The organism is Mesoflavibacter profundi, from assembly GCF_014764305.1.
GTDB lineage: Bacteria > Bacteroidota > Bacteroidia > Flavobacteriales > Flavobacteriaceae > Mesoflavibacter > Mesoflavibacter profundi.
Genome location: NZ_CP061703.1, coordinates 696,592 through 723,135 on the forward strand (window position 1 = coordinate 696,592; position 26,544 = coordinate 723,135).

Genomic DNA, 26,544 nt, shown 5'->3' on the forward strand with positions numbered 1-26,544 from the left:
AATCTTAAGCTTTTACAGTTTGCTCTTCTGCTATTCTTATTAATGCTTGTTTGTATTCTTCAGGTAATACCTTAATAAATTTTGGTAATTCTGTTTGCCAATTTTCGAGAATACGTTGCGCTAACGGACTTAATGTTGCGTTGTAATGATTCTCAATTAAGTCTTTTAATTCTGAAATATCTTCAGCAGTTTCAACTGGATCAAGATTTAAACCTTCTTTATTACAATGTTGTTCAAAGGTATTTTTTGAATCGTAGATATATGCAATTCCGCCACTCATTCCTGCTCCAAAATTACGACCAACTTCACCTAAAATTACAGCACGTCCGCCAGTCATGTATTCGCATCCATGATCACCAATACCTTCGACAACAGCGCTTGCGCCTGAATTACGCACACAAAAACGCTCGCCAGCTTTTCCGTTAATATAAGCTTCGCCAGACGTTGCACCGTAAAGCGCCACGTTACCAATAATAATATTTTCTTCAGGTACTAAAGTCGACTCGTCAGGAACTTTTACCGCTATTTTTGCACCAGACAATCCTTTACCTAAATAATCGTTAGAGTTACCATTAATGACCAAGGTTAAACCTTTGGTTGCAAATGCACCAAAACTTTGTCCTGCAGCACCTGTGAAATTGATTTTTAACGTGTTATCTGGTAAACCTTGCGCACCATAAATTTTTGAAATTTCATTACTTAAAATCGCTCCGAAAGCGCGATTACGATTTGTGATTTTTGATTCAAGTACTGTTTTTTCTTTTCGGAATAACGCCGGATGTGCTTGACTAATAATTTTAAAATCTAAAGCCGAATCTAAAGCATGATCTTGCTTTTCGGTGTTATAAAATTTGGCGTCTTTTGGCGCATCTACTTGATGTAAAATTGGCGTTAAATCTAGACCTAAAGCCTTATAATGTTTAATAGTATTAATTCTGTTTAATTTTTGAACTTGACCAACCATTTCATTAACGGTTCTAAAACCAAGTTGCGCCATAATTTCTCTTAATTCTTGCGCCACGAAATACATGAAGTTAACCACATGTTCGGGTTTTCCTTTGAATTTTTTACGTAGTTCTGGATTTTGAGTTGCAATACCAACTGGACATGTATTTAAGTGACAAACACGCATCATAATACAGCCAGAAGCCACTAATGGCGCTGTTGCGAAACCAAATTCTTCAGCTCCTAAAAGACAAGCAATAGCAACATCACGACCAGTTTTTAATTGTCCGTCACATTCTAAAACTACACGATTTCTCAAATCATTCATTACTAAAGTTTGCTGTGCTTCAGCTAAACCTAATTCCCATGGTAAACCTGCGTGTTTTAATGATGTTAAAGGTGAAGCACCTGTACCACCATCGTGACCTGAAATTAAAATCACATCGCCTTTTGCTTTTGCAACACCTGCTGCTACGGTACCAACACCAACTTCGGATACTAATTTTACATTAATTCGTGCATCACGATTAGCCGATTTTAAATCATAAATTAATTGTGATAAATCTTCGATAGAATAAATATCGTGATGTGGCGGCGGAGAAATTAAACCAACATAAGGTGTAGAATTACGTGTTTTTGCAATATCTGGATTTACTTTTGGACCAGGTAATTGTCCACCTTCACCAGGTTTTGCACCTTGCGCCATTTTTATTTGAATCTCTGACGCGTTGGTTAAATAATTTGACGTCACACCAAATCTTCCTGATGCAACTTGCTTAATTGCCGAGTTTTTCCAATCTCCATTTAAGTCTTTATAAAAACGCTCTTCATTTTCTCCTCCTTCACCAGAATTGGATTTACCACCAATGCGATTCATCGCAATCGCTAAATTTTCATGTGCTTCTTTACTAATAGATCCGTAGGACATCGCACCTGTTTTGAAACGTTTTACGATTTCTGTCCACGGTTCGACTTCTTCTAAAGGAATTGGATCGTAGTTAGTAAATTCAAATAATCCGCGAATGGTCATTAACTGCTTGCTTTGCTCGTTAATTAAATCGGAATATTCTTTATAAGTCTTGTGCTTGTTACTTCTTACAGCTTCTTGAAGTTTAGCAACGGTTAATGGATTAAACGTATGTTTTTCGCCATGACGTCTCCATTTATATTGCCCGCCAAATTCTAAATTTAAATCTGCATCGACTTCATCTGTTTTGTAAGCTTTTTTGTGACGCTTGTAAATTTCTTTTTCAATTTCGCGTAAGCCAACACCTTGTATTCTTGTTATGGTATTTGGAAAATAATCGTTTACAATTTTGGTGTTTAATCCTACACATTCAAAAAGTTGAGATCCACGATAAGAATTAAGTGTTGAAATACCGATTTTGTTCATCACTTTTAAAATACCCATTCCTATTGCTTTATTGTAGTTTTTAATAGCCGGTAGGTAATCTAGATTTTCAATTTCTTTATTTTCAACTTGATTGTAAACAATTTCATTTACTATGTAAGGATTTATCGCACTTGCGCCGTAACCAAAAAGTAGTGCAAAATGATGGACTTCTCTTGGCTCTGCCGACTCGATAATTAGGCTAACCTTGGCACGTTTTCCTATTTTATATAATTCGTGATTAACATAAGAACACGCCATTAATGCAGGAATTGGTGCTAGTTTTTTGTTTACGCCTCTATCAGAAAGTATGATAATATTTCCACCTTTATCTATAGCTTTTGAAGCTTGTTTTACCAAATCCTCTAACGCTGCTTCCAAACCGTTTAAGCCTTTATCAACTTCATATAACATCGATATCGTGCTAACTACAAAATCTGGATTGTTTTTATAGTTTTTTATCTTATCTAAATCGTGTTTTGAAATGACAGGATTTTGAATTTTTAACTTTCGGCATTGATCTTCGTTAATTTTGAAAATGTTAGTATCGCTACCTAAAGTCAGGCTAATATCTGTGATTAATTTTTCACGTATACCATCTAATGGCGGATTTGTAACTTGGGCAAAAAGCTGTTTAAAATAATTGTAAATTAATTGTGGTTTTTGAGAAAGTATAGCAATTGGTGTATCATTTCCCATAGATCCTATTGGCTCTTTTCCTAATTGTGCCATAGGTTTAATAATGGTATTTAAATCTTCTTGTGTATACCCAAATACAACTTGTCTTTTGTCTAATGTATCTTCTTTATGTTTTATTGGTCCTTTTTTAGCAGGTATATCTGCTAGATGCACTAAGTTTTTATCTAACCATTTTTTGTAAGGATGTTTGGTAACGATATCTGCTTTAATTTCTTCATCATTAATAATTCGACCTTGATTCATATCTACCAAAAACATTTTCCCAGGTTCTAAACGACCGTGTTTTTCTATGTTTTTAGGATCAATTTCTATCACTCCAGTTTCTGAAGACATAATTACATAACCATCTTTAGTTACAGAATATCTTGATGGTCGCAAACCATTTCTATCCAAGACAGCACCGATATAATTACCATCTGTAAACGGTATTGATGCTGGTCCATCCCAAGGTTCCATAATACAGGAATTGTATTCGTAAAACGCCTTTTTAGTCTCAGACATTTCAGGGTTTTTTTCCCAAGCTTCAGGAACTAACATCATCATAACTTCTGGTAACGTTCTTCCTGTCATTAGTAATAATTCTACAACCATATCCATAGACGCAGAATCAGATTTTCCTGGTATTACAATTGGAAAAATACTTTTTATATTTTCTCCAAACCAATCACTTTCCATTAATTCTTGTCGTGATAATGTACGCGAGACATTTCCGCGAAGCGTATTAATTTCGCCATTATGACACATATATCTAAATGGTTGTGCCAAATCCCAAGTTGGAAATGTGTTAGTTGAAAAACGTTGATGCACTAACGCCAAACGTGTGACTAGTGTTGGATCTTGTAAATCTGTGTAATACAGTTTTATATCTTCAGGAATTAATAGCCCTTTATATATTATGGTTTTAGTTGAAAGACTTGGCAAATAAAATCTTGAACTTTCAGATAACTTTGAATTTCTAATAGCATGTTCTGCTTGTTTTCTTGCTGTAAAAAGTTTTAAATTGAAATCAAAATCTGACTGTTTTTTATCGGATTTTCCAATAAATACTTGTTTTACAAAAGGCTCAGTTTCTGCAGCAATTTTACCTAAAACAGAAGTGTCTACAGGCACATCTCTCCAACCTAATATTTCTAAGTCTTGACCTTTTATATAGTTTTTAAAAACTTCTATACAATAATTGCGTTGATTTTCCTTTTGAGGTAAAAACATATTACTTACTGCATATTCTCCTGGTTTTGGCAATATAAAATCACAGTTTTTCACAAAAAAATCATGCGGAATATCTATTAAAATACCTGCGCCATCGCCAGTTTTTCCGTCACTACTTACAGCACCTCGATGTTCTAATTTTTCAAGAATTTCTAGTGCTTTATGTATGATGTTATTTGATTTATTTCCTTTAAGACTACAAATAAATCCTGCTCCACAATTATCATGCTCAAATTCTGGAAAATAAAGTCCTTGTTGTACTAGCATATTTTTAAAATTTAGAGAGTTTAGTTAGTTATTACACTTACTAAGATATTGTACCATAATGTATTATAAAAAAAGTATTAGCATTTTTCTCAAATAATTAATATGACGCTTTAATACTAAGATTTTAATAAAATGAAAGCCTATTTTTTACCAATCAAATAATATGATTTTATCATAAAAACCAACTAATTATTGCGAAAACGATTTCGTTTTTAACTAAAAGATGAATTTTATTTACTACAAATTGAATAAATCTGATAATTATTCAAAATACCATATGAGAATATCATAAAAAATAAAGCTCAAAAAAATATAACCCTAAATTTTAAAGGGTATAAATTATAATTTTCATAAAAATAACTCATAACACCCTAAATTTTAGAGGGTTTAAAATGTTTTTATATAGATTTACATGAATTAACCAACCAAAAACTAACTTTTATGAAAATTTTAATCACATCATTTTTCACACTTGTAGTCACTTTAGGATTCGCTCAAGAAGCTTCTGAGAAAAAATTTAGTTTTGATGGTAGTATAGATGCTTACTACAGAACAAATTTGACTGCACCAAATGACGATAATCAGATTGCACCTTCCACATCATTTGCCGAGACAGCCGGTTTTTCTCTGGGAATGGCAAATATTATCGCAAACTATGAAAAAGGAAAAATAGGTGCAGTTGCAGATTTAGTATTTGGCCCAAGAGGTGAAGCTGCAAGTAGCACAATTATTAACCAAATGTATGCTTATTACAATATTTCTGAAAACACCACATTAACATTTGGAAAATTCAATACATTTTTAGGTTACGAGGTTATTGCTCCTGCTGGAAACTTTAACTACTCAACATCATATTTGTTTTCAAACGGACCATTTTCGCATACTGGATTAAAAGCAGATTTTACTCTTTCAGATGATTTTAGTTTAATGCTTGGTGTTTTTAACCAAACAGATGTTACCGAATTTAACCCTGACGGAAGTTATGCAGTTGGCGCTCAATTAGGATATGCTGACCAATATCTAAACCTTCTTTATGACGACGCAGGTTTAGGATTTGAAGTTGATTATACTGGCGGTTTTGATGCTTCAGACGAATTTTTTATTGGTATTAACGCAGCTTATGCAGATAATGATGGTGAAGGATTTTATGGTGCAGCACTTTATCCTCAATATAGCCTTTCAGAAACATTTACTCTTGGATTAAGAGGTGAATTTTTTCAGACACAAAGTGAATTTGTTGAAGATGATTTAAATGTATTTGCAGTAACATTAACAGGTAGCTACACAATAGAAGATGATTTAATTATCAAACCAGAATTAAGATTAGATTCTGGATCCGAAGACATTTTTATAGATACAGATTTAGCACCAACAGAAAGCCTTGCTGCTTTTCTTGTAGCAGCTATCTATAAATTCAATTAAAACTAACTAAACAACAAACACAAACAAAATGAATTATTTAACCCTATTTCCAAATTTACTTTTAACAATACAAGACAGCACAAGTGCTACGACACAAGACATTGAAAATGCTGTAAATGCGATTAACGGAGACTTAGGAATGCTTTGGATGCTACTTTCTGGTGTTTTAGTTTTCTTTATGCAAGCAGGATTCACACTTGTAGAAACCGGAATGACAAGATCTAAAAATGCAGCAAACATTGCTATGAAAAACCTTCTAGATATTTGCGTAGGATCGATTACGTACTGGCTAGTTGGCTACTCTTTAATGTATGGAGATACATCTAACGGCTGGTTTTTCTGGAGTGGATTAATGCAAGGTGAAGGCGCAGATCTATTTTTCCAAACCATGTTTGCCGCAACAGCAGCAACCATTGTATCTGGAGCAATAGCTGGACGCACTAAATACTCAACTTATGCAATTTTCTCGATTGTAATGACCGCTTTAATTTATCCTATCGCAGGTGGATGGCAGTGGCAAGGATCTGGCTGGCTTACAGAATTAGGATTTATAGATTTTGCAGGTTCTTCAATTGTCCATTCTGTTGGTGGTTGGGCTGCATTAGTTGCCGCTTTTATGGTAGGACCACGAATTGGAAAATTTGTAGATGGAAAAGTAATCCCAATACCTGGACACAACCAAATTTTAGCAACGTTAGGTGTATTTATCCTTTGGTTAGGATGGTTTGGATTTAATGGTGGATCTCAGTTAGCTTGGGGCGGAGATGATGCAATAGGCGCTTCAAATGTTGTCTTGATTACCAATCTTGCTGCAGCAGCAGGAGGAATTGGAGCTTTAGTTACTACTTGGATTTGGTACGGAAAACCTAACTTACCTCAAACACTTAATGGTGCTCTAGCTGGTTTAGTAAGTATTACTGCTGGTTGTGGAAACATGTCTGATATTGGAGCTTTATTTGCTGGTTTAATTGGAGGTGTAATTGTAGTTTTTTCTATAGAATTTATTGAGAAAAAATTAAAAATTGACGACGCAATTGGCGCAGCATCTGTACATGGTGTCGCTGGAGCTTGGGGAACATTAGTCATTGGACTTTGGGGAATAGATGGAGATACTGGAATTGGATTATTTAACGGTGGTGGATTTAGCCAATTAGGCGCTCAAGCAATTGGCGTTGTAGCTTATGCTGTTTGGTCTGTAGTTCTATCTTTTATAGTTTTAAAGATATTAAAGTCTACTATGGGATTAAGAGTGACTAAAGAAGAAGAAGAAGTTGGTCTTGACCTTTCTGAACACGGAGAAATAGCATATCCTGGAAAAAGAAACAGAGGATAAAAAGTAAAAATTATTTACTAACAGTAATTTTTACAGCAAAAACATATTAAACTTGATTAAGTTTATAAAAATAATTTAAGTGGTTTTAAGTAACTATTTTTATTTAGTTTGTTAGTTAGTGTTAAACCTCAAGATTAATTATCTTGAGGTTTTTCCATTTAAATAAACATAAAAAAAAAGCCGAATAACACTAAACGCTAAACGACTTTTAAAATCTTGTAGTACTATTTTTTTAAGCAGAATTTCGACTAGCATTAATATTACCAAATAAAGAACGTGTTACCATTTTTTGATAAACTTCTACTTCTTCACCTTCTGTAACACCTTGCTTTTCCAACTCTTGAATTTTCTTTAACGCATACTGCTGAATAGTTAATAATGGCAAAACAATTGCCTCTCTTACATTTATTGATGCTTTTCCTGCTGGCTCTTCCTGCATTAACTCTTGATAACCTGTTAGTTTTAATATTAATCGTTTTGTTGTTTTAAATTCATCATAAATAATATTCCAAAACTCTCCATACTCTTTATCATCACTCATATACTTTGTTAAATCGAAAAAAGATTTTGACAAAGACATCATACTGTTTTCTATTAATGTTTTAAAGAAACTTGAAGACTTATATAAAGTAACAACTTTATCAAACTGATCATTATCTTCATAGTATTTTAATGCTGTGCCTACACCAAAAAACCCAGGTACATTTTGCTTTAATTGACTCCAAGAACCAACAAATGGAATTGCTCTTAAATCTTCAAAAACCAATCCTTCAGATTTACCTCTTTTAGAAGGTCTACTTCCAATATTAGTTTTTGCATAATATTTTAAGGTACTCATATGCTCTAAATAAGGTATAAACTTTTCATGCTTTTTAAAGTTAGAATAAGCTTGATAACTTAAATTTGCTAGATTATCCATTACTTTCCTATTTTGTGGTACCATTCTTAAATCTGCATCACTTAAACTATTGTGCAAACCTGAACTTATTAATTGTTCTAAATTATATTGTGATGAGTCTAAAGTCCCAAAATTAGAACTTATTGTTTGTCCTTGAATTGTAAGCTGAACTTCTTTATCTTCTATTGTTGGACCTAAAGAAGCATAAAAATTATGTGTTTTTCCACCACCACGAGCTGGCGGACCGCCACGACCATCAAAGAAAATTACGGTTACATCATAATTTCTAGATACTTCTGTAAGACGTTCTTTTGCTTTATAAATCGCCCAGTTTGCCATTAAATATCCACCATCTTTTGTACCATCACTAAAACCTAACATTATAGTTTGCTTATTTCCTCTTGATTGTAAATGTGCACTATAATCTGGATTTGTATACAACTCTTCCATTACTAAATGCGCGTTTTCTAAATCTGTTATAGTTTCAAACAATGGACCAATATCCACCGTTAGCTTATCATGAAACGCAACTAATTTTAACATCGCAAAAAGCTGCATTACATTTAATGTGGTTTGATTATTACTAATAATGTATCTATTGGCTGCGCGCTCTCCGTTATTTTCTTGTATGGTTTTTATTACCTCAATTGTTTTTAGCGCCTTTAAAGCATCTTCATCTTTAATTAAGGACAAATCTACTTTCCCTTTAATTTTAGACAACAACTGCACTTGTTCTTTTTCACTTAAATCATGGTAGTTTTTAGGGAATATATCGCTTCCATTTTCAATTAATGCATCAACCATTGTATTAAACACTTTATCATGTGCTCTACTATCTTGACGTATATCTAGATTTGAAAAATGAAAACCAAATAATTTTATTTTGTTAAGCAAACTATTAATTTCTTCTAGATATAATGACTGATGTTTATTAATTAAAGTGGATTTTATTTGTTTCAAATTATCAATAAATCCTTCTAAAGTTAAATCAGTTTCTTGCTTCAACACCATGTTGTAAAGCTCGGTTTCAAGATAATTAATAACTTCTTCTACACCTTTAAATGTTAATTTTCGTTTTAACCGTCTTACATCACGATAGTAATTTTTGATAATGGTTTCTTTTAACCTGTTAGCTACTTTTAATGTAATTTCTGGAGTTACAAATGGATTCCCGTCTCTATCTCCACCAGGCCAAAAACCAACATTAATAATATTGTTTTCAATCTCTTGATCGTCAAATATGTTTTGCTGGATATAATCATAAATCTTACCAAAAGATTGATAAAAGACATGTTCTAAATACCAAATCAAACTTACAGCCTCATCATAAGGCGTTGGTTTTTCATGCTTAAAAAATGGTGTTTTACCCAATTGCGCAAGTAAATCATTTATTCTAAGTAAATTATTGTTTTTAATTGCTTCAGATAAATCTGTGATTATTCCTAATACAGATCCAGGATAAAACTGTGTTGGATGCGCTGTTAGGACAATTCTTACTTTAAAATCTTCTAAAGATTTGCGTAATTTTTCCAATTTACCATCTGCTGTTGTAGACTCTTTAAGACTTCTTAATGTCCCTATTCCATCCATATTATTTACTGTAGAAAATGCAGCATCTTCTATAGCATCAAATAAAACAACTTGACGCTCTATATATTGAATAAACCTAAACAATAAATTTTTCTGACTTTCATCACTACGACGTGCTTGATATTTTTCAAAAAACGTTTCTACAATCTGGGTTGGGTTTTGTCCGTTTTCAAAACCTTTTTGACAAGTTTCATGAAATAATGGCAACAAAGCACCTGTTTTTGTAATAGTATCAAAAGGCAAAGTCATAAAAATACTATTGTAAATTTGATATTTAGACAATACGTTTTGATTAAATCTAGTCAACTTTGGTTGTAATGGCATTTTAAGCAGTATTTAGTTTACGATTAAAGTTAATGAAGCTTTTACAATTTAAAGAATTACTTTGCGATTTTTTATGATAAAATTAATGAAAACCTTTTCGCATTAAATTAACCCTAATTTATTTAAACTTTTTTTAATAATTTTTAAAAGCAAAACAAAGACGTAAATAAAAATTTAAGTGTTTATTAAGTTTAGTAATTATATAATTTTACTATTTTTGTCGCTCTAAAAATCAAGAGGAAAGATTTGACTGATTGCAACCTCAATAAAAAATGCTAAAGGCAGTAAACGACTTCCTTTGTGACGCATATGTCAAATCTACCCTTATAAAAAAAATTGAAATGGCGTATTTATTTACATCAGAAAGCGTATCTGAAGGACATCCAGACAAAGTCGCAGATCAAATTAGCGACGCTTTAATAGACCACTTTTTAGCATTTGACAAAGACAGTAAAGTTGCTTGCGAAACACTAGTAACTACTGGACAAGTTGTGCTTGCAGGTGAAGTAAAATCTAACACTTATTTAGATGTTCAAAAAATTGCAAGAGACACTATTAATAAAATAGGCTACACTAAAGGAGAGTACATGTTTGACGGCAATTCTTGTGGTGTATTTAGTGCAATTCACGAACAAAGTGACGATATAAATCGCGGTGTAGATCGCGCTAGCAAAGAAGAACAAGGAGCTGGCGACCAAGGTATGATGTTTGGTTACGCAACAAGAGAAACTGAAAACTACATGCCTCTTGCTTTAGACTTATCGCATAAAATTTTAAAAGAATTAGCCTTATTAAGACGTGAAAATAAAGACATCACATATTTAAGACCAGATTCTAAAAGTCAGGTTACCATAGAGTATAGTGATGATAACGTACCGCAACGTATTGATGCTATAGTAGTTTCTACACAACATGATGATTTTGCAGACGAAACTACCATGCTAGCGAAAATTAAAAAGGATATTATTGAAATTTTAATACCTAGAGTTGTTGCAACTTTACCAGAAGAGTTAAAAGGATTATTTAATGACGATATTAAATACCACATTAATCCAACTGGAAAATTTGTAATCGGTGGACCACATGGCGACACAGGATTAACAGGTCGTAAGATTATAGTAGACACTTATGGCGGAAAAGGTGCTCATGGTGGCGGCGCATTCTCTGGAAAAGATCCTAGTAAAGTAGACAGAAGTGCTGCATACGCCACAAGACATATTGCAAAAAACCTTGTTGCTGCAGGAGTTTGTGACGAAGTTTTAGTACAAGTAAGCTATGCAATTGGTGTTGTAGAACCAATGGGTATTTTTATTGACACTTACGGTACTTGTCCTTTTAATATGACCGATGGAGAGATTGCTCAAAAAGTTTCTAAAATTTTTGATATGCGTCCAGCTGCTATAGAAGAAAGATTAAAATTACGTAGTCCTATGTATAGTGAAACTGCTGCTTACGGACATATGGGAAGAGTAAACGAAACTGTTACCAAAACCTTTGAACAACCTAATGGCGAAAGCATAACATTAGACGTAGAGTTATTTACTTGGGAAAAACTTGACTATGTTGACAAAGTAAAAGAAGCATTTGAATTATAATTCAATTAAAAAGCCTTTTTCAGAAAACTGAAAAAGGCTTTTTTGTTATCCTTTCCATTTCATTGGAAGATGAACAACTTTTTTGGTCTCAAAAAAGTCTTCATCATAAAAATCAGAAATATTGTAAGTTGTAATAGTTTGGTAATCTTTAAGCTCTTCTGTTAAATCACCACCTTTTAAATAGATAATTCCGTTTTTTAAATCATTATTTTGCGCTTTAGCTATTTTTCCTTTTACCCATCTTACAAAGGTTGGCATAGCAGCAACAGCTCTACTTACTATAAAATCATAAGTTTCATTTACATCTTCTACCCTGGTATGAGTAACTTTAACATTTTCTAAATTTAAACCTGCTACAACTTCTCTAACAACATTTAGTTTTTTATTAATACTATCTACTAAATGAAATTGACAATTAGGAAATAAAATAGCTAAAGGTATACCTGGAAAACCGCCACCAGTTCCAACGTCCATCATAGAACTTCCATCCTTAAAATTTATAACTTTTGCTATTGCTAAAGAGTGTAAAACATGTCTAAGATATAGTTCGTCAATATCTTTTCTTGAAACAACATTTATTTTAAGATTCCAGTCTTTATATAAATTTTCTAGCGCAGTAAACTGCTCGATTTGTTTTTCTGTTAAATCAGGAAAATATTTTAAAATTAACTCCATAATTTCTTTAAAATTTCAGCAAAAATAGACATTTAACACTAAAAAGTTAGTTTTGCTTTTACATAATTATTTATCTTTACCGGATATGATTTATTTCGCTTTTGCGTTATAATAAATAAATTAATTTAATAGCAATGACAAAGCAAACACTTTCTTTCTCAAGAACAGATTCTGCAAACTTTTTTAGAACTTTAAACAAAAGAGTAAATAAATATTTTAGAGAGAATAATATTAAACGAACTGGCGATTGGCGTATTTGGCTAAAAACCATAGTAATGTTTACCTTATTTTTAGCTCCATATTTTTTAATAATGACATTAAACATTCCTGGTTGGGCACAATTACTACTAACAATAGTTATGGGCGTTGGTATGGCAGGAGTAGGAATGAATGTTATGCATGATGGTAACCACGGATCTTTTTCTAATAAAGAATGGGTTAACCGTTTGATGGGAAGTAGCATTTATATATTAGCCGGTAACGTTTACAATTGGCAAGTACAACATAATGTTTTACACCATACTTATACTAATATTCATGGTCATGATGAAGATTTAGAAGCTGGTAGAATTTTGAGATTTTCTAAACATTCTGAATGGAAATGGTACCACAGATTTCAACATTATTACTCAATTCTTCTTTATGGATTACTAACTATAAACTGGGCTATCACAACAGATTGGCAACAAATGAAACGTTACATGCATAGAAAATTATCTTACGGTAAGTTTCCTAATCCGGTTTGGAATTGGAGTAAATTAGTAATCTCTAAATTAGTATATGTTTCAATTTGGATAGTTATTCCTCTAGTGTTTTTTGATTTAGCTTGGTGGAAAGTTCTTTTAGGATTTTTTATTATGCATTATACAGCAGGTTTAATCTTAAGCGTTGTTTTTCAACTAGCACACGTAATGGATGAAGCCGAAATGCCTTTACCAGAAAAAGATGGCACAATGAAAAACACATGGGCAATACACCAGCTTAAAACTACTGTTAATTTTGGAGCAAAAAGCAAACTAATAAATTGGTTTACTGGTGGACTTAACCATCAAGTAGAACATCATATTTTCCCTAATATTAGCCATGTACATTACGGTAAAATCGCCGAAATTGTAAAAAACACAGCAAAAGAGTTTAATTTACCATATAACGAATACAAAACAACACGCAAAGCTGTAATTGCTCATTTTAAGTTTTTAAAAGAAATGGGGCAAAGACCAGCTATTCAAGCTTAAAAAACCAATGGACCAACAACTTTCCAACCGCATTTTAAACATGTCTACTTCGGCGACTTTAGCTATGGCAGCAAAAGCACGCGAATTACGTAATGAAGGTAAAGACATTATCGGACTTAGCTTAGGCGAACCTGACTTTAATACTCCAGATTTTATTAAAGAAGCAGCCATAAATGCTATTAACCAAAACTATAATTCTTATACACCAGTAGATGGTTATCAAGAATTAAAAGAAGCTGTTATCACAAAATTTAAAAGAGATAATAATCTAACTTATACATTACCTCAAATAGTAGTCTCTACAGGTGCAAAACAATGCTTAGCAAATGTTGCTGCTGTGATGTTAAATGAAGGTGACGAGGTTATTCTACCTTGCCCATATTGGGTAAGCTACTCTGATATTGTAAAATTAAATGATGGTGTTCCTGTAGAAGTCGCTACAAGTATTGATACAGATTTTAAAATGACACCTCAACAATTAGAAGCTGCAATTACACCAAAAACCAAAATGATTTGGTTTAGCTCACCTTGTAACCCAAGTGGATCTATTTACAGTAAAGAAGAATTAGAAGGCTTAGCAAACGTTTTAAAAAATCACCCAAATATCTATATAGTTTCTGATGAAATTTATGAACACATAAATTATACAGATTCGCCTCATACAAGTATGGCTAGTATAGATGGAATGTACGACAGAACCATTACCGTTAATGGCGTTTCAAAAGCATTTGCTATGACTGGTTGGCGTATTGGATATATTGGTGCTCCAGACTGGATTGCAAGAGCTTGTAACAAAATGCAAGGACAAATAACAAGTGGAGCAAATTGTATTGCGCAAAGAGCTGTAATTACAGCTTTAAACGAAAGTCCTTCTGCAGTAAAATACATGATAGACGAATTTAAAACTAGAAGAGATCTTGTACTTAAACTGCTATCTGAAATTGAAGGCTTTAATGCAAATATACCTGAAGGTGCTTTTTATGTTTTTCCTAATGTTTCTTATTTCTTCGGAAAGACATTAAAAGGAAAAACTATTAATAACGCCACAGATTTTTCGTTATTCTTACTTGAAGAAGCGTTAGTTGCTACGGTTACTGGTGATGCTTTTGGAAATCCTGATTGTATACGAATTAGTTATGCGGCAAGTCAAGAACAGATTATTGAAGCTATTAAAAGAATTAAAGAAGCTGTAAGCTAATTATAGCTTATATAATAAATAAAAAAAGACCTTTAATTAAGGTCTTTTTTTATGAATAATAATAAAGTATACCGATTAAAACACTCATTACAATTGTAAGTAAAACAACTTGTTTTATCCGTTTTATCCTATTATCTCTTTTAAGTTGCTTTCTAATTTGTTGACAATATTCTGTATTTAAAATTAAGTGATCAAACTTTTCTTTTTCTACTTTATTCTGTATACTTTTTTTATAGACAAATTTCTCCCTCTTATTATTTTTTAATAAGTCTCTATTATTTTTAAATACCGAAGATGGAGAACCGCCAAACATAATATGTAGATTTTAGATGAAACAAATCATCAAAGTATTTTAAAGATGATTATTAACACAATACACAAAATAAATCCGAACAATATAAATCGTTTTATTTGCCTTTTTTCAAGATCATATTTTATTTTTTCTTTTATTTCTTTTAACTGATTTGGACTAGCTTTAGGCAAATCACTAAAATCCAACTCACCTTTACCTTCAAGAAAGTGTTTACCTTTAAATCGACTAGTTTTATTCAATCTAATAGATTTATTTGATTTTAAAACAGACTGCATATACTCTCCTAAAGGCATAATTAATTATTTAAGAATATTAATATAACGATAAGTATTATAAAAATGACCAAAAACAAAATGATGCTTTTTATTCTACTTAAACGTTGTTCTTGTTGTAATTTATCTCTTAATCTTTTTATATCTTCTGGTTTTGCTTTTGGTAAATTATACTCTGTTTTATAGTTAGACTTGGCAATTAAACCTAAAGACTTTCCCTTTCATTTAGACAACATACTCCTGTTATTTTTTAAAGAGTTATTTGCTGCCATCATTGATCCTTCTCCTCCCATAATTACTAATTTTATTCTGAAAATTTAGAGGTTAGATATTAAATTACTATATCAGAATATTATATTTTAATATGGAAATCTCTAAAAATCATGCTTTATATATAGGTAGATGTTTTTTCAAAAATGTTACAAATTATTATTCAAAACTAACATTATCAATTAGTTAATTTGTATATTCGTATAAATTGCTATTGATCATGAGGTACTCTACTAAAGACCTGATGGTTATCTTAATATTATTTATTGTTACAATAAAAGTTTCGTTTTGTCAAAATGAAACTAACAATTGGTATTTTGGTAATAAATCAGGATTAAATTTTAATTACGGACAAGTTTCGCAATTAACTGACAGCGCGATGGATACTCCAGCTGGTTGTTCAACTATTTCTGACGAAAATGGTATGCTACTATTTTATACAAATGGGCAAACAATATGGAATAGGAATCATCAAATAATGACAAATGGTGAAGATTTAAATGCAGAAACAACAAATTTTCAATCTAGTATTATAATTCCTGATCCAAACGACGAATTAAGATTTTTTGTTTTAACCACAAGAACTCATTACACTAGTAGTGGTATTTATTATACTACTGTTGTATTTGATGACGCAAATCCTGACGGTGTAGTAACTTCTAAAAATGTAAAGCTAACAAATTCTTCTACAGAAAGAATTAGTGCAGTTTATTCACCTCAAACAAATTCTGTAAAAGCAATTGGATTAGGTAAAATAAACCCTTTTAACGACACAACATATCAGGCTTTGTTTATTATAAATATTGGTGTTTTTGGTAATTTTACTACTTCAACTGTTAGTCTAGAAGACACTGTAATACTTCAGTATGAATATATAAATAAAAGCTGTGGATTAAAAATTTCTCCAAATGGACAATATATAGCAATAGGCGACAGTAGTGACACTTCAACTATTAAAATATATAATTACGATATAATATCCAATTCCGTTACTTATTTTAAAGGATTAAATGCTGGTTATATTTTTACTCCTGTTTCTGTAGATAGCATAGAGTTTTCTGCAGATTCTGAAGTACTATATTTTACAGGTAATTTTAACGATTACTCTTATTTACATAAATTTGAACTAAATAGCGGAGCGCCTTTTACAGAAAAAGAACTAATAGATTATAGCTCTGATTATAGATTTGGAGGCTTACAATTAGCTAGTAACTCTAAAATATATATAGCTAATTATTTAGATAGCGATCCTCATTATTTTAAAAAAATTAGTGTGATAAATAAACCTGACAACTACAATGATATAGGCTACATTAATCATGCAATAACATTAGTAAATCACAGCACAAAAGGACTTCCTAACTTTGTTACATCCTTTATGAGAAATAGAATTATCACAGAAAACAGATGTGTAGACCAAACTTTTAATTTTAATCTTGATGCATATGACACAATCTCATCAGTAAATTGGGATTTTGGTGATGGTAATACATCTAACGCCTTAAACCCTTCTCACAACTACCTAAATGCAGGTATCTATACAGTTAGAGCTGAAATAACAGTAAATAATAATACTATAAAGTTATACAAGATAGTTGAAGCGTACCCTTTACCAGAAATAGACGATAATATGGTTTTTTCTCAATGCGATATAAATAATTCAGGTACTTCTACATTCAATTTATATCAAGTCGAAAATTTCTATAATGGCGATCCAAGAGATGATTCTAGCTACGATATCAAATTTTACAACACTTTTCAAGACGCCAACAATGAGATTAACCCAATAGACAATCCTGAGTCTTACCAAAACAACTCTAATCCAGAGCAAATTTTTGTAAACATAACATCAATTTATGGTTGTAAAAATATAGACTCCTTTAATATCGAAGTTAACACTCAACAATTAATAGAACTTGATCCACTTGTTTCTTGTGAAGATTCGGATAACATCCAATACAACAATATTGGTAGATTTAATTTATTAAACAAAGCTCAAGAAATAGCTTCTTTATTAAATTTACCAACAATTGAACAAATAAACTTTTACCCTAGTTATCAAGATGCACTATCTGGTACCAACGTGATTAATGACAATAATAACCCGCTTTATAATTTTGATTACGACAGTATAAATAATACAATTTGGGTAATTATTAACCAATCTAATGGTAGCTGTGGAGCAATTGCTAATTTTGATTTAATTGTTAATAGCGCTTTTAATTTAGATATTTTACCAACATATCAAATGTGTTTTGAAGATGAATATATACAACTAGATGCAGGTATAGAAAATGACACTTGGACATGGTATGACAATCAAGGTAACGTTATATCTAATAATAGAATAATTCAAATAACACAACCTGGAAATTATAATGTTGAAGTATCTAGAACAGAAAATAATTTAACCTGTTATTATACAACTAACTTTAACATACAAGCTCCAAATTATCCTACATTTAATAATTTAAATATAGATGGAACAACTTTAAATATAGATGTTATAGGCGAAAGTAACTATGAGTTTTCTTTAGATAATGTAAATTTTTATGGTAATAGCAATGCTTATACATTTTACAATGTAGAACCAGGTATTATAGATGTTTATGTTAGAGATATTTATAATTGTGAGGCAGATATTAGTAAGCAAATTTCATTTATTCAATTTCCAAAATACTTTACACCTAACAATGATAGAGTAAAAGATATTTGGACGGTAAAGGGCATAAACTCTAACACTTACAAAAGTGCTTATATAGAAATATATAACAGATATGGCAAGAGACTTTACGCGATGAGTTTAAAAACTATAGATTTAGGTTGGAACGGTATTTACAATGGAAAAAAACTACCAAGCGACGATTACTGGTTTAAAGCCGAATTAATCACAACAGAAAATAAAGTTATAAATAAAACAGGGCATTTCACCCTAAAATATTAACTACCTATTCCTCCAGAAAAAAGGCGTTAACAAAATAAGAACAGTAAATAATTCTAAACGACCGATTAACATTAAAAAACTTGACCACCAAAGTCCTATTGGCGGTAGTGCAGCATAATTATTTACAGGACCAAAAACACCTAATGCTGGACCAACATTACCTAAACTGGAAGCAGCAATACCTATAGAAGATTCGAAATCAAATCCCATCATAGAAAACCCTAAAGCTCCAGTTATAAAAGAAATCATATAAAGGATAAAAAATCCAAGAATATTAAATACAATAATACCAGAAACTGCTCTACGATTATATCTTACAGGTAAAATTGCATTTGGATGCAATGTACGTTTAAACTCTAAAAAACCATTTTTTATTAAAACTAAATGTCTTACAACTTTTACGCCACCAGATGTACTACCTGCAGAACCACCTAAAAACATTAAACCAAAAAACATTACAGTTAAAAAAGGAGTCCACAAGGTAAAATCTGCACTAATAAAACCTGTTGTAGTTACCACTGTTAACACTTGAAATAAAGCGTGTCTAAAAGCACTTTCGGCTGGACCAAAAACTTGAGGATGAGAAATACTAGATAACGAAATATCTGCTCTAAAATATATCAAAACAGCTGCAATTAAGGTAAAAATTGTAATAAACTTAAAGTAAAGTTTAAACTCTTCATCTTGTATAATCTTGCTTATTTTTCCTTTAAACGCATAATAACTTAATACAAAGTTAGTTCCTGCTAAAAACATAAACACAATAATAATATATTGTATTAATGGATTATCATTCCAATAGGCAACACTTGCATTTTTAGTTGAAAAACCTCCAGTAGATAGAGTACTCATAGAATGATTAACTGCATCAAAAAAGCTCATTCCTGCAAGTTTTAAAAGCAAAGTTTCTGCAGCAGTATAACCAAAATAAATTAGCCATAATCGCTTTGCGGTATCTGTTATTCTAGGATGTAACTTATCTGCACTTGGTCCTGGTGCTTCTGCAGCAAATAACTGCATTCCTCCTATTCCTAATAACGGAAGTATTGCTACTGCTAAAACAATTATTCCCATACCACCAATCCAATGTGTTAAACTTCTCCAGAATAAAACACCTTTTGGCACTACTTCAATATCATTTAAAATTGATGCACCTGTTGTTGTAAACCCAGACATGGTTTCAAAAAACGCACTAGTAAAACTTGGTATACTTCCTGTTGCTACATAAGGAATTGCTCCAGATAGAGACATGACTACCCAACCAAACGCAACAACTATATAACCTTCGCGTTTGTTCATTTCTTTATTATGGTTTCTATGGTGTAGCATTCCAAATAAACCAAAAATTAATGTTATGATACCCGATAAGAAAATTTGTAATGTAACACCATCTTGATAAATCAAACTTACCAAACTGGATAGCAACATAAATCCTCCATTAAATACTAATAACAATCCAAAAAAATAGAAGATAATTTTATAATTAAGGCGCAGTCCTTTTCCCATGATTATTTTATAAGAATAATTTTTCTACTTCTTTAATAGACCTTGGCAAACAACATACTACTATATAATCGCCTTCTTTTATCTTAAATCCACCAAGTGCAATTAACCCTTCACCATTTCTTATCACTCCACCAACAATTGCAGACCTTGGAAATTGTACATCTTTAATTAACTTGTTACAAATCTTTGATGTCGCTTTTACCCTAAACTCTAACAACTCAGCATTCATGTTATTTAGCTTAGTCATAGCAATAACTTCACCTTTTCTAATGTATCTAAATATATTATTTGCTGCTAGTAGCTTTTTATTTATTAAGGTATCTATTCCTATGGATTGAGACAACTCAAAATAATCCATATTTTCTACTAAAGCTATTGTTTTTTTAACACCTTTAGATTTTGCAACAAGACAAGACATGATGTTGGTTTCTGAGTTTCCTGTAACAGATATAAACGCATCCATATCGCTAATACTTTCTTCCTCTAGCAATTCTACATTACGTCCATCTCCATTAATCACTAACACTTTTGGTAAGTCATCTGCTAGATCAAAAGCACGATCTTTATTGTTTTCTATTAATTTTATATTGAAACCATTAGTAGATAAGTCTCTACTAGTTTTAAAACCAATTTTACTACCTCCTAAAATCATTACATCCTTTACTGGTGTATTAGATTTTCCGGTCATCTTACATAGTTCTTGATCGCCGCCAGCACTGGTTATAAAGACAACACTATCGCCTTCTCTAAACTCGGTATCACCACGAGGAATTATAGTATATTGTGTACCAAATCGTTGTATTGCAATTGGCACAAAATGAATTTCAGAAAATAATTGTCCTGCTTCTTTAACCGTTTTACCAACAAAACTTGCTGTTCTTGATAAGGTTAAACTAACCATTGTAAGCGCACCATCTTCAAACTCGTAACTATCTCTAAAAGCCGATTGGTTTAACAGCAATTCAATCTCTGAAGCTGCAAGACTTTCTGGCGAGATTAATTCATCTATTCCAAATCTTGTAAATCCAACCTCATCTTTATGCTTGATAAACTCTGTATTAGAAATTCTTGCAATGGTACGTACAGTTCCTAATTGCTTTGCTAAGACACAAGCGGTAATATTTGTTGTTTCAGAAGCTGTTACGCCAATAAATAAATCTGAAGTCTCTACACGAGCTTCTTTTAATATTGCAATAGATGTTGCATCACCTTTTAACACTTTAATGTCAAGATGATTATCTGCGTAGGATAAGCTTTCTCTATCTGTATCAATTAATGTAATTTCTTGAGACTCGTAAGATAATAGTTTTGCTAAATGAAATCCAACTTCTCCAGCTCCAGCTATAATTATTTTCATAAATAATCTTTAAATAAGGGATACAAAGATAATTATTTTAAATATTTAAGCCTTAAATAATTATGCTTTTGAAGTTTTAATACCAAGTCTAAAGCATTATCTTTGCCAAAATTTTTGATTTTGACTAAAGTAAATCCTTACAAAAACAGCGACTTAGGTAAAAAAGAACAAGTTACCCAAATGTTTGATACTATCTCTAAAGAGTATGACGGACTTAACCGCGTAATTTCTTTTGGAATAGACATTAAATGGCGTAATAATGTTGTAGACATTATAAAAAAGCAACAACCTAAATCTATTTTAGATATTGCAACTGGTACTGGCGATCTTGCTATTAATCTTGCTCAAACTTCTGCTGAAAAAATTATAGGTCTAGATATTAGTCCAGGTATGTTAAACGTAGGTAAGCAAAAGGTTAAAGACAAAAAATTAGACAACAGAATAGACATGATTATTGGTGATTCTGAAAATATGCCTTTTGAAGACAACACGTTTGATGCAATTACCGTAGCTTTTGGCGTAAGAAACTTTGAAACCTTAAACAATGGTTTAAAAGAAATTTTACGCGTATTAAAACCTGGTGGTACTTTTGTAATTTTAGAAACATCTGTTCCTACAAAGTTTCCTTTTAAACAAGGTTATAAAGTATATTCTAAATACATTTTACCAACTATTGGAAAACTATTTTCTAAAGACAAAACAGCTTACAAATATTTAAGTGAAAGTGCATCTGTTTTTCCTTACGGTGAAGCTTTAAACAATATTTTACGTAATATTGGGTTTATAAATGTGCAAGATAAACCTCAAACGTTTGGTGTTGCTACAATTTATATAGCGTCAAAATCTTAACAATTACATGAAATACCTATTTTTTATACTTTTCACAATATGTAGTGTTTCAATTACAAACGCGCAATTATTTACAAAAGAAAAAGTACAAAATCTTCAAACCGTAGATAAAGCTAGATTAAGTTGGGGCTATTATCTTGGGTTTAATAATTTAGATTTTAAATTTGATTACAAAGACAATTTAGGAGATATTCAAACCGAAAGAACTATTGGGTTTAATGTAGGCTTAATAGGTAATCTAAGAATAAATGATCATTTTGATTTAAGATTAGAACCAGGTTTAGTTATCTCTCAAAGAAATCTAAATTATCCTTTGGCTAATTTTGAAAATTTTGAAGACGAAATTTCTGATTCTGATTTATTAAGAGAAGTAAAATCTACTTACGTTTACTTTCCTTTATTATTAAAAATTTCTACAAAACGCGTTAATAATATTAAACCATTTATATTAACTGGTTTGTCTACTGCAATCAACCTTTCTAGTAACGAAAAAAATCCAGACGACAATTCTGCTGGAGAATTTAGAATGAAAAAAAACATGCAGTTTTACGAATTAGGTTTGGGTATAGATTTTTACCTTGATAGGTTTAAATTTACGCCTTCTATTAGAGGTGTATTTGCTCTTAATGACGAAATTATTAGAGATAAAGATCCAAATAGTCCTTGGACTAGCAATATAGAAAGTATGCAAACTAGAGGCTTTTTTATTAATTTTACTGTTCAGTAAAAAATTTACAACTTTCTACTAGCAGATAGAATAACTCTGGTCTTTCAACTTATATCATCTAATCGTTTCGTTTAAATTCGCTTAGCAATATTGCGCCTGCAGTAGCTACATTTAAGCTTTCTGTAATTTGTAAATCACCAAATCGTGGTATACTTATTCGTTTAGTAATTAGACCTTCTACATTTTTATTAATTCCATTAGCTTCATTACCCAAAACTAATATTCCTTGGTCTTGTAAACTGGTTTTATACACATTTTCTCCGTCCATAAAAGCGCCATAAACTGGTAGTTTTGTTTCGTTTAAATAATGTTCTAAATCTATATAAAATACTTTTACTCGTGTTAAACTTCCCATAGTTGCTTGTACAACTTTAGGGTTATAACAGTCTACAGTAGCTTTACTACAAAGCAATTGTTTTACTCCAAACCAATCACACAATCGTATTAATGTCCCTAAATTTCCTGGATCTCTAACATTGTCTAACGCTACAATTAAACCAGAATTATCTATTAATGTTAACTCAGGTATTTTAAAAATTGCCAACGCTGTGTTTGGCGTTTTTAAGGCACTAATTTTTTTTAACTCTTGTGCTGTAATTATAGTTTCTTTACTAGTATTAAAAGATTGTGTTGTAAATAAATCTACCAATTCTAATGTCGAATTTAAAAATTCGTTGATTACTTTAACACCTTCAGCAATAAATAAACCGTCTTCTAGCCTATACTTTTTTTGCTGTAATTTGGTAATATTTTTTATCTGATTTTTAGAAAGCACTTTATCTTAATTTTTTTATAAAAGTAACAGAAAAATAAGCAGTTTAAACTATATACTTCATCTTTATTGAATATTTAATGTATTTTTGAGTTTAACAAGTAATCTAGGTATCAAAATATTAATCCTTTACTATTAAATTTTTCTTTTTGAAACATTTTCAGTTTACAATTACGCTATTAATAATAGCCCTTTTTGCTTCAAGTTGTAATTCGGTTAAACGTGTTGCAGACAATCAACATCTATTAATTAAAAATAATTTAATTATCAATGGTGAAGAGGTTAAAAACGATACAATCTCAAATATCATATACCAACAACCTAACACAAGATTACCTCTAGTAAACTTACCTATTAGACTATACTTTTATAATCTTGCAAGACCAAATATAGACTCTATTTTAATGGATAAATATTACAATAATCCAAAAAAAATAGAACGTAAATCCAAAGTCTTATCTAGAAAACAACTTGATAAATTTATCAGTTCTAGAAAAAACTTTAATATATGGATTAAAAACACAGGTGAAGCACCAGTAATTATTAACGAAAAACTTACAGAAAAATCTGTAAAGCAGTTAGAAAACTACTATAAATCTAACGGTTGGTTTAATGTAACTGCAGATTATAACATTAATAGAGGCGAAGACAAAAAAGGTACCGTAGATTATAAAATTAAAACAGGTAATGCTTTTATAATAGATACTGTTTCTACAAGTATTGCTTCTCCAGAAGTAAGTAAAATTTTTGAAGCGCACAAATCGCAAAGCCTAATAAAACCAAATAAACAGTTTAAAGATGATATTCTTTATAATGAAGAAGATCGTATAACCAACCTAATGCGTAACAATGGTGTTTACCATTTCTCTCAAGATTATGTAAGATATGTATCAGACACTTTAAGAGGTAATAGCACGATGACATTAGAAACTGTTATAGACAACAGATTAATAAGAGAAGAAGACTCAACAAGAAGAGAACCTTTTAAAGTATACTCTATAAAAGATGTAAATATTTATACTAATAGTAGCTATAAAAACCGAAATATTGCAATAACAGACTCGGTAACTTACGACAATTACAACGTATACAGCATTGGTAAATTAAGATACAAACCTAAAGCTATAACAAATGCTGTATTTATAACGCCAAACACTTTGTTTAAAGATAGAGACAGACCGTTAACCTCTAGATTAATAAGTAACTTACGTACGTTTAAATACCCTAATATAGAGTATGTAGAAAATCCAGATACAACCTTAACAGCAAATATTTACTTAACACCTTTAAAAAAATTCGAACTTGGTATAAGTGCAGAAGCCTTACAAAGTAACATACAAACAGTTGGATTTTCTTTTAACCCAAGTCTCTTGATAAGAAACGTATTTAATGGTGCCGAAACATTAGAAATCTCTGGATTTGCATCCATTGGTGCTTCAAAAGATGCAAATAATGATAGTGATCAATTTTTTGATATTAACGAACTTGGTGCAAACCTAAAACTTAATTTTCCAAGAATATTTTTCCCTTTTAATACAGAAAAAATCATACCTAAATCCATGGTGCCTAGTACAAAAATAACACTTGCTGCATCAAGTCAAACCAACATAGGTTTAGATAAACAAACATTTTCTGGAATATTTAATTACCAATGGTATCCTAGCAGATCGGTAACCAACAGGTTGGATTTATTTAATGTGCAATTTGTAAAAAATTTAAACACAGCAAATTATTTTAATGTCTATCAAAACTCTTTTGAAACATTAAATCAAATTGCTCAAAACAGCGGATATATTTCAAACAACGAAGTTTTAGGTATTCCTGGACAAGCCAATTTCTTTTTAAACGAAGTTAAAAATGGGGTTTACAACGCTAATTTATCGCAAGACGATTTAGATGCTGCAAATGCTATAGGCGAAAGAAAAACAAGACTAACAGAAGACAACTTAATATTTTCGACAAACTTTAATTATGTTAAAGACAGAAGAGAAAACTTATTAGATGAAGACTTTTCAATTTTAAGATTAAAATTAGAATTAGCAGGAAATTTTTTATCTACAGCATCTGCTATTTTAGGCGCTCAAAAAAATGAAAATGATCAATATGAATTTTTCAATGTAGCATTCTCTCAGTATGTAAAAACAGAATTTGATTATATAAAACACTGGAGTTTAGGCTACAAAAACGTATTAGCTATTAGAAGTTTTGTAGGTATTGCTATACCATATGGCAACTCTACAAACATACCTTTCTCTAAAAGTTTTTTTGCTGGTGGAGCAAACGATAATAGAGCTTGGACAGCATACAATTTAGGTCCTGGAAGTTTAGAAACCACAAATGAATTTAACGAAGCAAACTTTAAAATAGCATTAAGTGCAGAGCAAAGATTTAATTTATTTGGAGATTTAAATGGTGCTTTATTTGTAGATGCTGGTAACATTTGGAATGTATTTGACGATATAGAAGAAGAAAAAGCAACCTTTTCTGGGTTACAATCTTTAGAAGATATCGCAGTAGGATCTGGATTTGGTTTGCGTTACGATTTTGGCTTCTTTGTATTACGTGGCGATATAGGTTTTAAAACTTACAATCCTGCTTACCCAAAAGGAAATCGTTGGTTTAAAGACTATAATTTTTCAAACGCAGTCTATAATATTGGTATAAATTATCCATTCTAGATAGGCTTAATTTTGCGATAACGTTTGCGTGGTTTTATACCTAAAAACTTAAAAATAACATCTAATTTCCTTACTT

Annotated in this window: 16 protein-coding genes; 9 read left to right on the forward strand and 7 right to left on the reverse strand. The window is 31.2% G+C overall.

Translation table 11 applies throughout. The features are described from left to right. Positions 1 to 4: 4 nt before the first annotated feature. A complete protein-coding gene (gltB, locus tag IFB02_RS03285) occupies positions 5 to 4,510 on the reverse strand; it encodes a glutamate synthase large subunit (protein ID WP_106686936.1) in 4,506 nt (1,501 codons plus the stop codon). Positions 4,511 to 4,951: 441 nt separating this feature from the next. Between gltB and IFB02_RS03290 the strand changes: the two genes are divergently transcribed. Continuing rightward, entirely contained in the window at positions 4,952 to 5,932 is a 981-nt protein-coding gene (locus IFB02_RS03290; RefSeq protein ID WP_106686935.1) for an outer membrane beta-barrel protein, read from the forward strand. 28 nt (positions 5,933 to 5,960) lie between these two features. Next, complete coding sequence (locus IFB02_RS03295; protein ID WP_106686934.1) at positions 5,961 to 7,265, forward strand: ammonium transporter; 1,305 nt, start codon at positions 5,961 to 5,963, stop codon at positions 7,263 to 7,265. Between the two features lie 232 nt (positions 7,266 to 7,497). Here IFB02_RS03295 and IFB02_RS03300 read toward each other — a convergent pair whose 3' ends face one another. Further along, entirely contained in the window at positions 7,498 to 10,077 is a 2,580-nt protein-coding gene (locus IFB02_RS03300) for a phosphoenolpyruvate carboxylase (RefSeq protein ID WP_191073047.1), read from the reverse strand. A gap of 341 nt (positions 10,078 to 10,418) precedes the next feature. On the opposite strand from IFB02_RS03300, the gene metK reads away from it, so the two are divergent. Further along, complete coding sequence (gene metK / locus IFB02_RS03305) at positions 10,419 to 11,672, forward strand: methionine adenosyltransferase (RefSeq protein ID WP_191073048.1); 1,254 nt, start codon at positions 10,419 to 10,421, stop codon at positions 11,670 to 11,672. Between the two features lie 45 nt (positions 11,673 to 11,717). Here the strand turns inward: metK and rsmG are convergent, their stop codons facing one another. Next, positions 11,718 to 12,347, reverse strand: coding sequence for a 16S rRNA (guanine(527)-N(7))-methyltransferase RsmG (rsmG, locus tag IFB02_RS03310; RefSeq protein ID WP_191073049.1), 630 nt, complete (start codon positions 12,345 to 12,347; stop codon positions 11,718 to 11,720). Positions 12,348 to 12,481: 134 nt separating this feature from the next. On the opposite strand from rsmG, the gene IFB02_RS03315 reads away from it, so the two are divergent. After that, positions 12,482 to 13,582, forward strand: coding sequence for a fatty acid desaturase family protein (locus IFB02_RS03315; RefSeq protein WP_106686931.1), 1,101 nt, complete (start codon positions 12,482 to 12,484; stop codon positions 13,580 to 13,582). Positions 13,583 to 13,589: 7 nt separating this feature from the next. Next, positions 13,590 to 14,780 (forward strand): pyridoxal phosphate-dependent aminotransferase, encoded by a 1,191-nt coding sequence (locus IFB02_RS03320; RefSeq protein ID WP_106686930.1) that lies wholly within the window; start codon positions 13,590 to 13,592, stop codon positions 14,778 to 14,780. 49 nt (positions 14,781 to 14,829) lie between these two features. Here IFB02_RS03320 and IFB02_RS03325 read toward each other — a convergent pair whose 3' ends face one another. Continuing rightward, a complete protein-coding gene (locus tag IFB02_RS03325) occupies positions 14,830 to 15,093 on the reverse strand; it encodes a hypothetical protein (RefSeq protein WP_106686929.1) in 264 nt (87 codons plus the stop codon). 762 nt (positions 15,094 to 15,855) lie between these two features. Here IFB02_RS03325 and IFB02_RS03330 point away from each other — a divergent pair. After that, positions 15,856 to 18,579, forward strand: a complete 2,724-nt coding sequence (locus tag IFB02_RS03330) for a T9SS type B sorting domain-containing protein (protein WP_106686926.1) — start codon at positions 15,856 to 15,858, stop codon at positions 18,577 to 18,579. Here the strand turns inward: IFB02_RS03330 and IFB02_RS03335 are convergent, their stop codons facing one another. Both IFB02_RS03335 and trkA read right to left on the reverse strand, forming a co-directional pair. Beyond that, a complete protein-coding gene (locus IFB02_RS03335) occupies positions 18,580 to 20,085 on the reverse strand; it encodes a TrkH family potassium uptake protein (RefSeq protein WP_106686925.1) in 1,506 nt (501 codons plus the stop codon). It abuts the gene before it with no gap. A gap of 7 nt (positions 20,086 to 20,092) precedes the next feature. Then, a complete protein-coding gene (gene trkA, locus IFB02_RS03340; RefSeq protein ID WP_106686924.1) occupies positions 20,093 to 21,442 on the reverse strand; it encodes a Trk system potassium transporter TrkA in 1,350 nt (449 codons plus the stop codon). 117 nt (positions 21,443 to 21,559) lie between these two features. On the opposite strand from trkA, the gene ubiE reads away from it, so the two are divergent. Beyond that, positions 21,560 to 22,291 (forward strand): bifunctional demethylmenaquinone methyltransferase/2-methoxy-6-polyprenyl-1,4-benzoquinol methylase UbiE, encoded by a 732-nt coding sequence (gene ubiE / locus IFB02_RS03345; protein ID WP_106687042.1) that lies wholly within the window; start codon positions 21,560 to 21,562, stop codon positions 22,289 to 22,291. Between the two features lie 7 nt (positions 22,292 to 22,298). Beyond that, a complete protein-coding gene (gene porT / locus IFB02_RS03350; RefSeq protein ID WP_106686923.1) occupies positions 22,299 to 23,018 on the forward strand; it encodes a type IX secretion/gliding motility protein PorT/SprT in 720 nt (239 codons plus the stop codon). A gap of 58 nt (positions 23,019 to 23,076) precedes the next feature. On the opposite strand, the gene IFB02_RS03355 is transcribed toward porT, so the two are convergent. Further along, positions 23,077 to 23,793 (reverse strand): TrmH family RNA methyltransferase, encoded by a 717-nt coding sequence (locus IFB02_RS03355; protein WP_106686922.1) that lies wholly within the window; start codon positions 23,791 to 23,793, stop codon positions 23,077 to 23,079. Between the two features lie 146 nt (positions 23,794 to 23,939). Here IFB02_RS03355 and tamL point away from each other — a divergent pair, with 146 nt between their 5' ends. Beyond that, the gene (gene tamL, locus IFB02_RS03360; protein WP_106686921.1) at positions 23,940 to 26,468 is read left to right on the forward strand and encodes a translocation and assembly module lipoprotein TamL; all 2,529 of its coding nucleotides are present in this window, start codon (positions 23,940 to 23,942) and stop codon (positions 26,466 to 26,468) included. The last annotated feature ends 76 nt before the right edge of the window (positions 26,469 to 26,544 follow it).

Excerpts from the sequence above, each read along its gene's own strand:
- IFB02_RS03315 (WP_106686931.1), top strand. The coding sequence starts at position 12,482 with ATGACAAAGCAAACACTTTCTTTCTCAAGAACAGATTCTGCAAACTTT.
- IFB02_RS03290 (WP_106686935.1), top strand. The coding sequence starts at position 4,952 with ATGAAAATTTTAATCACATCATTTTTCACACTTGTAGTCACTTTAGGA.
- rsmG (WP_191073049.1), bottom strand. The coding sequence starts at position 12,347 with ATGGAGTTAATTTTAAAATATTTTCCTGATTTAACAGAAAAACAAATC.
- metK (WP_191073048.1), top strand. The coding sequence starts at position 10,419 with ATGGCGTATTTATTTACATCAGAAAGCGTATCTGAAGGACATCCAGAC.
- IFB02_RS03330 (WP_106686926.1), top strand. The coding sequence starts at position 15,856 with ATGAGGTACTCTACTAAAGACCTGATGGTTATCTTAATATTATTTATT.
- IFB02_RS03325 (WP_106686929.1), bottom strand. The coding sequence starts at position 15,093 with ATGTTTGGCGGTTCTCCATCTTCGGTATTTAAAAATAATAGAGACTTA.
- IFB02_RS03300 (WP_191073047.1), bottom strand. The coding sequence starts at position 10,077 with ATGCCATTACAACCAAAGTTGACTAGATTTAATCAAAACGTATTGTCT.
- gltB (WP_106686936.1), bottom strand. The coding sequence starts at position 4,510 with ATGCTAGTACAACAAGGACTTTATTTTCCAGAATTTGAGCATGATAAT.
- trkA (WP_106686924.1), bottom strand. The coding sequence starts at position 21,442 with ATGAAAATAATTATAGCTGGAGCTGGAGAAGTTGGATTTCATTTAGCA.
- porT (WP_106686923.1), top strand. The coding sequence starts at position 22,299 with ATGAAATACCTATTTTTTATACTTTTCACAATATGTAGTGTTTCAATT.
- IFB02_RS03295 (WP_106686934.1), top strand. The coding sequence starts at position 5,961 with ATGAATTATTTAACCCTATTTCCAAATTTACTTTTAACAATACAAGAC.
- IFB02_RS03320 (WP_106686930.1), top strand. The coding sequence starts at position 13,590 with ATGGACCAACAACTTTCCAACCGCATTTTAAACATGTCTACTTCGGCG.
- IFB02_RS03335 (WP_106686925.1), bottom strand. The coding sequence starts at position 20,085 with ATGGGAAAAGGACTGCGCCTTAATTATAAAATTATCTTCTATTTTTTT.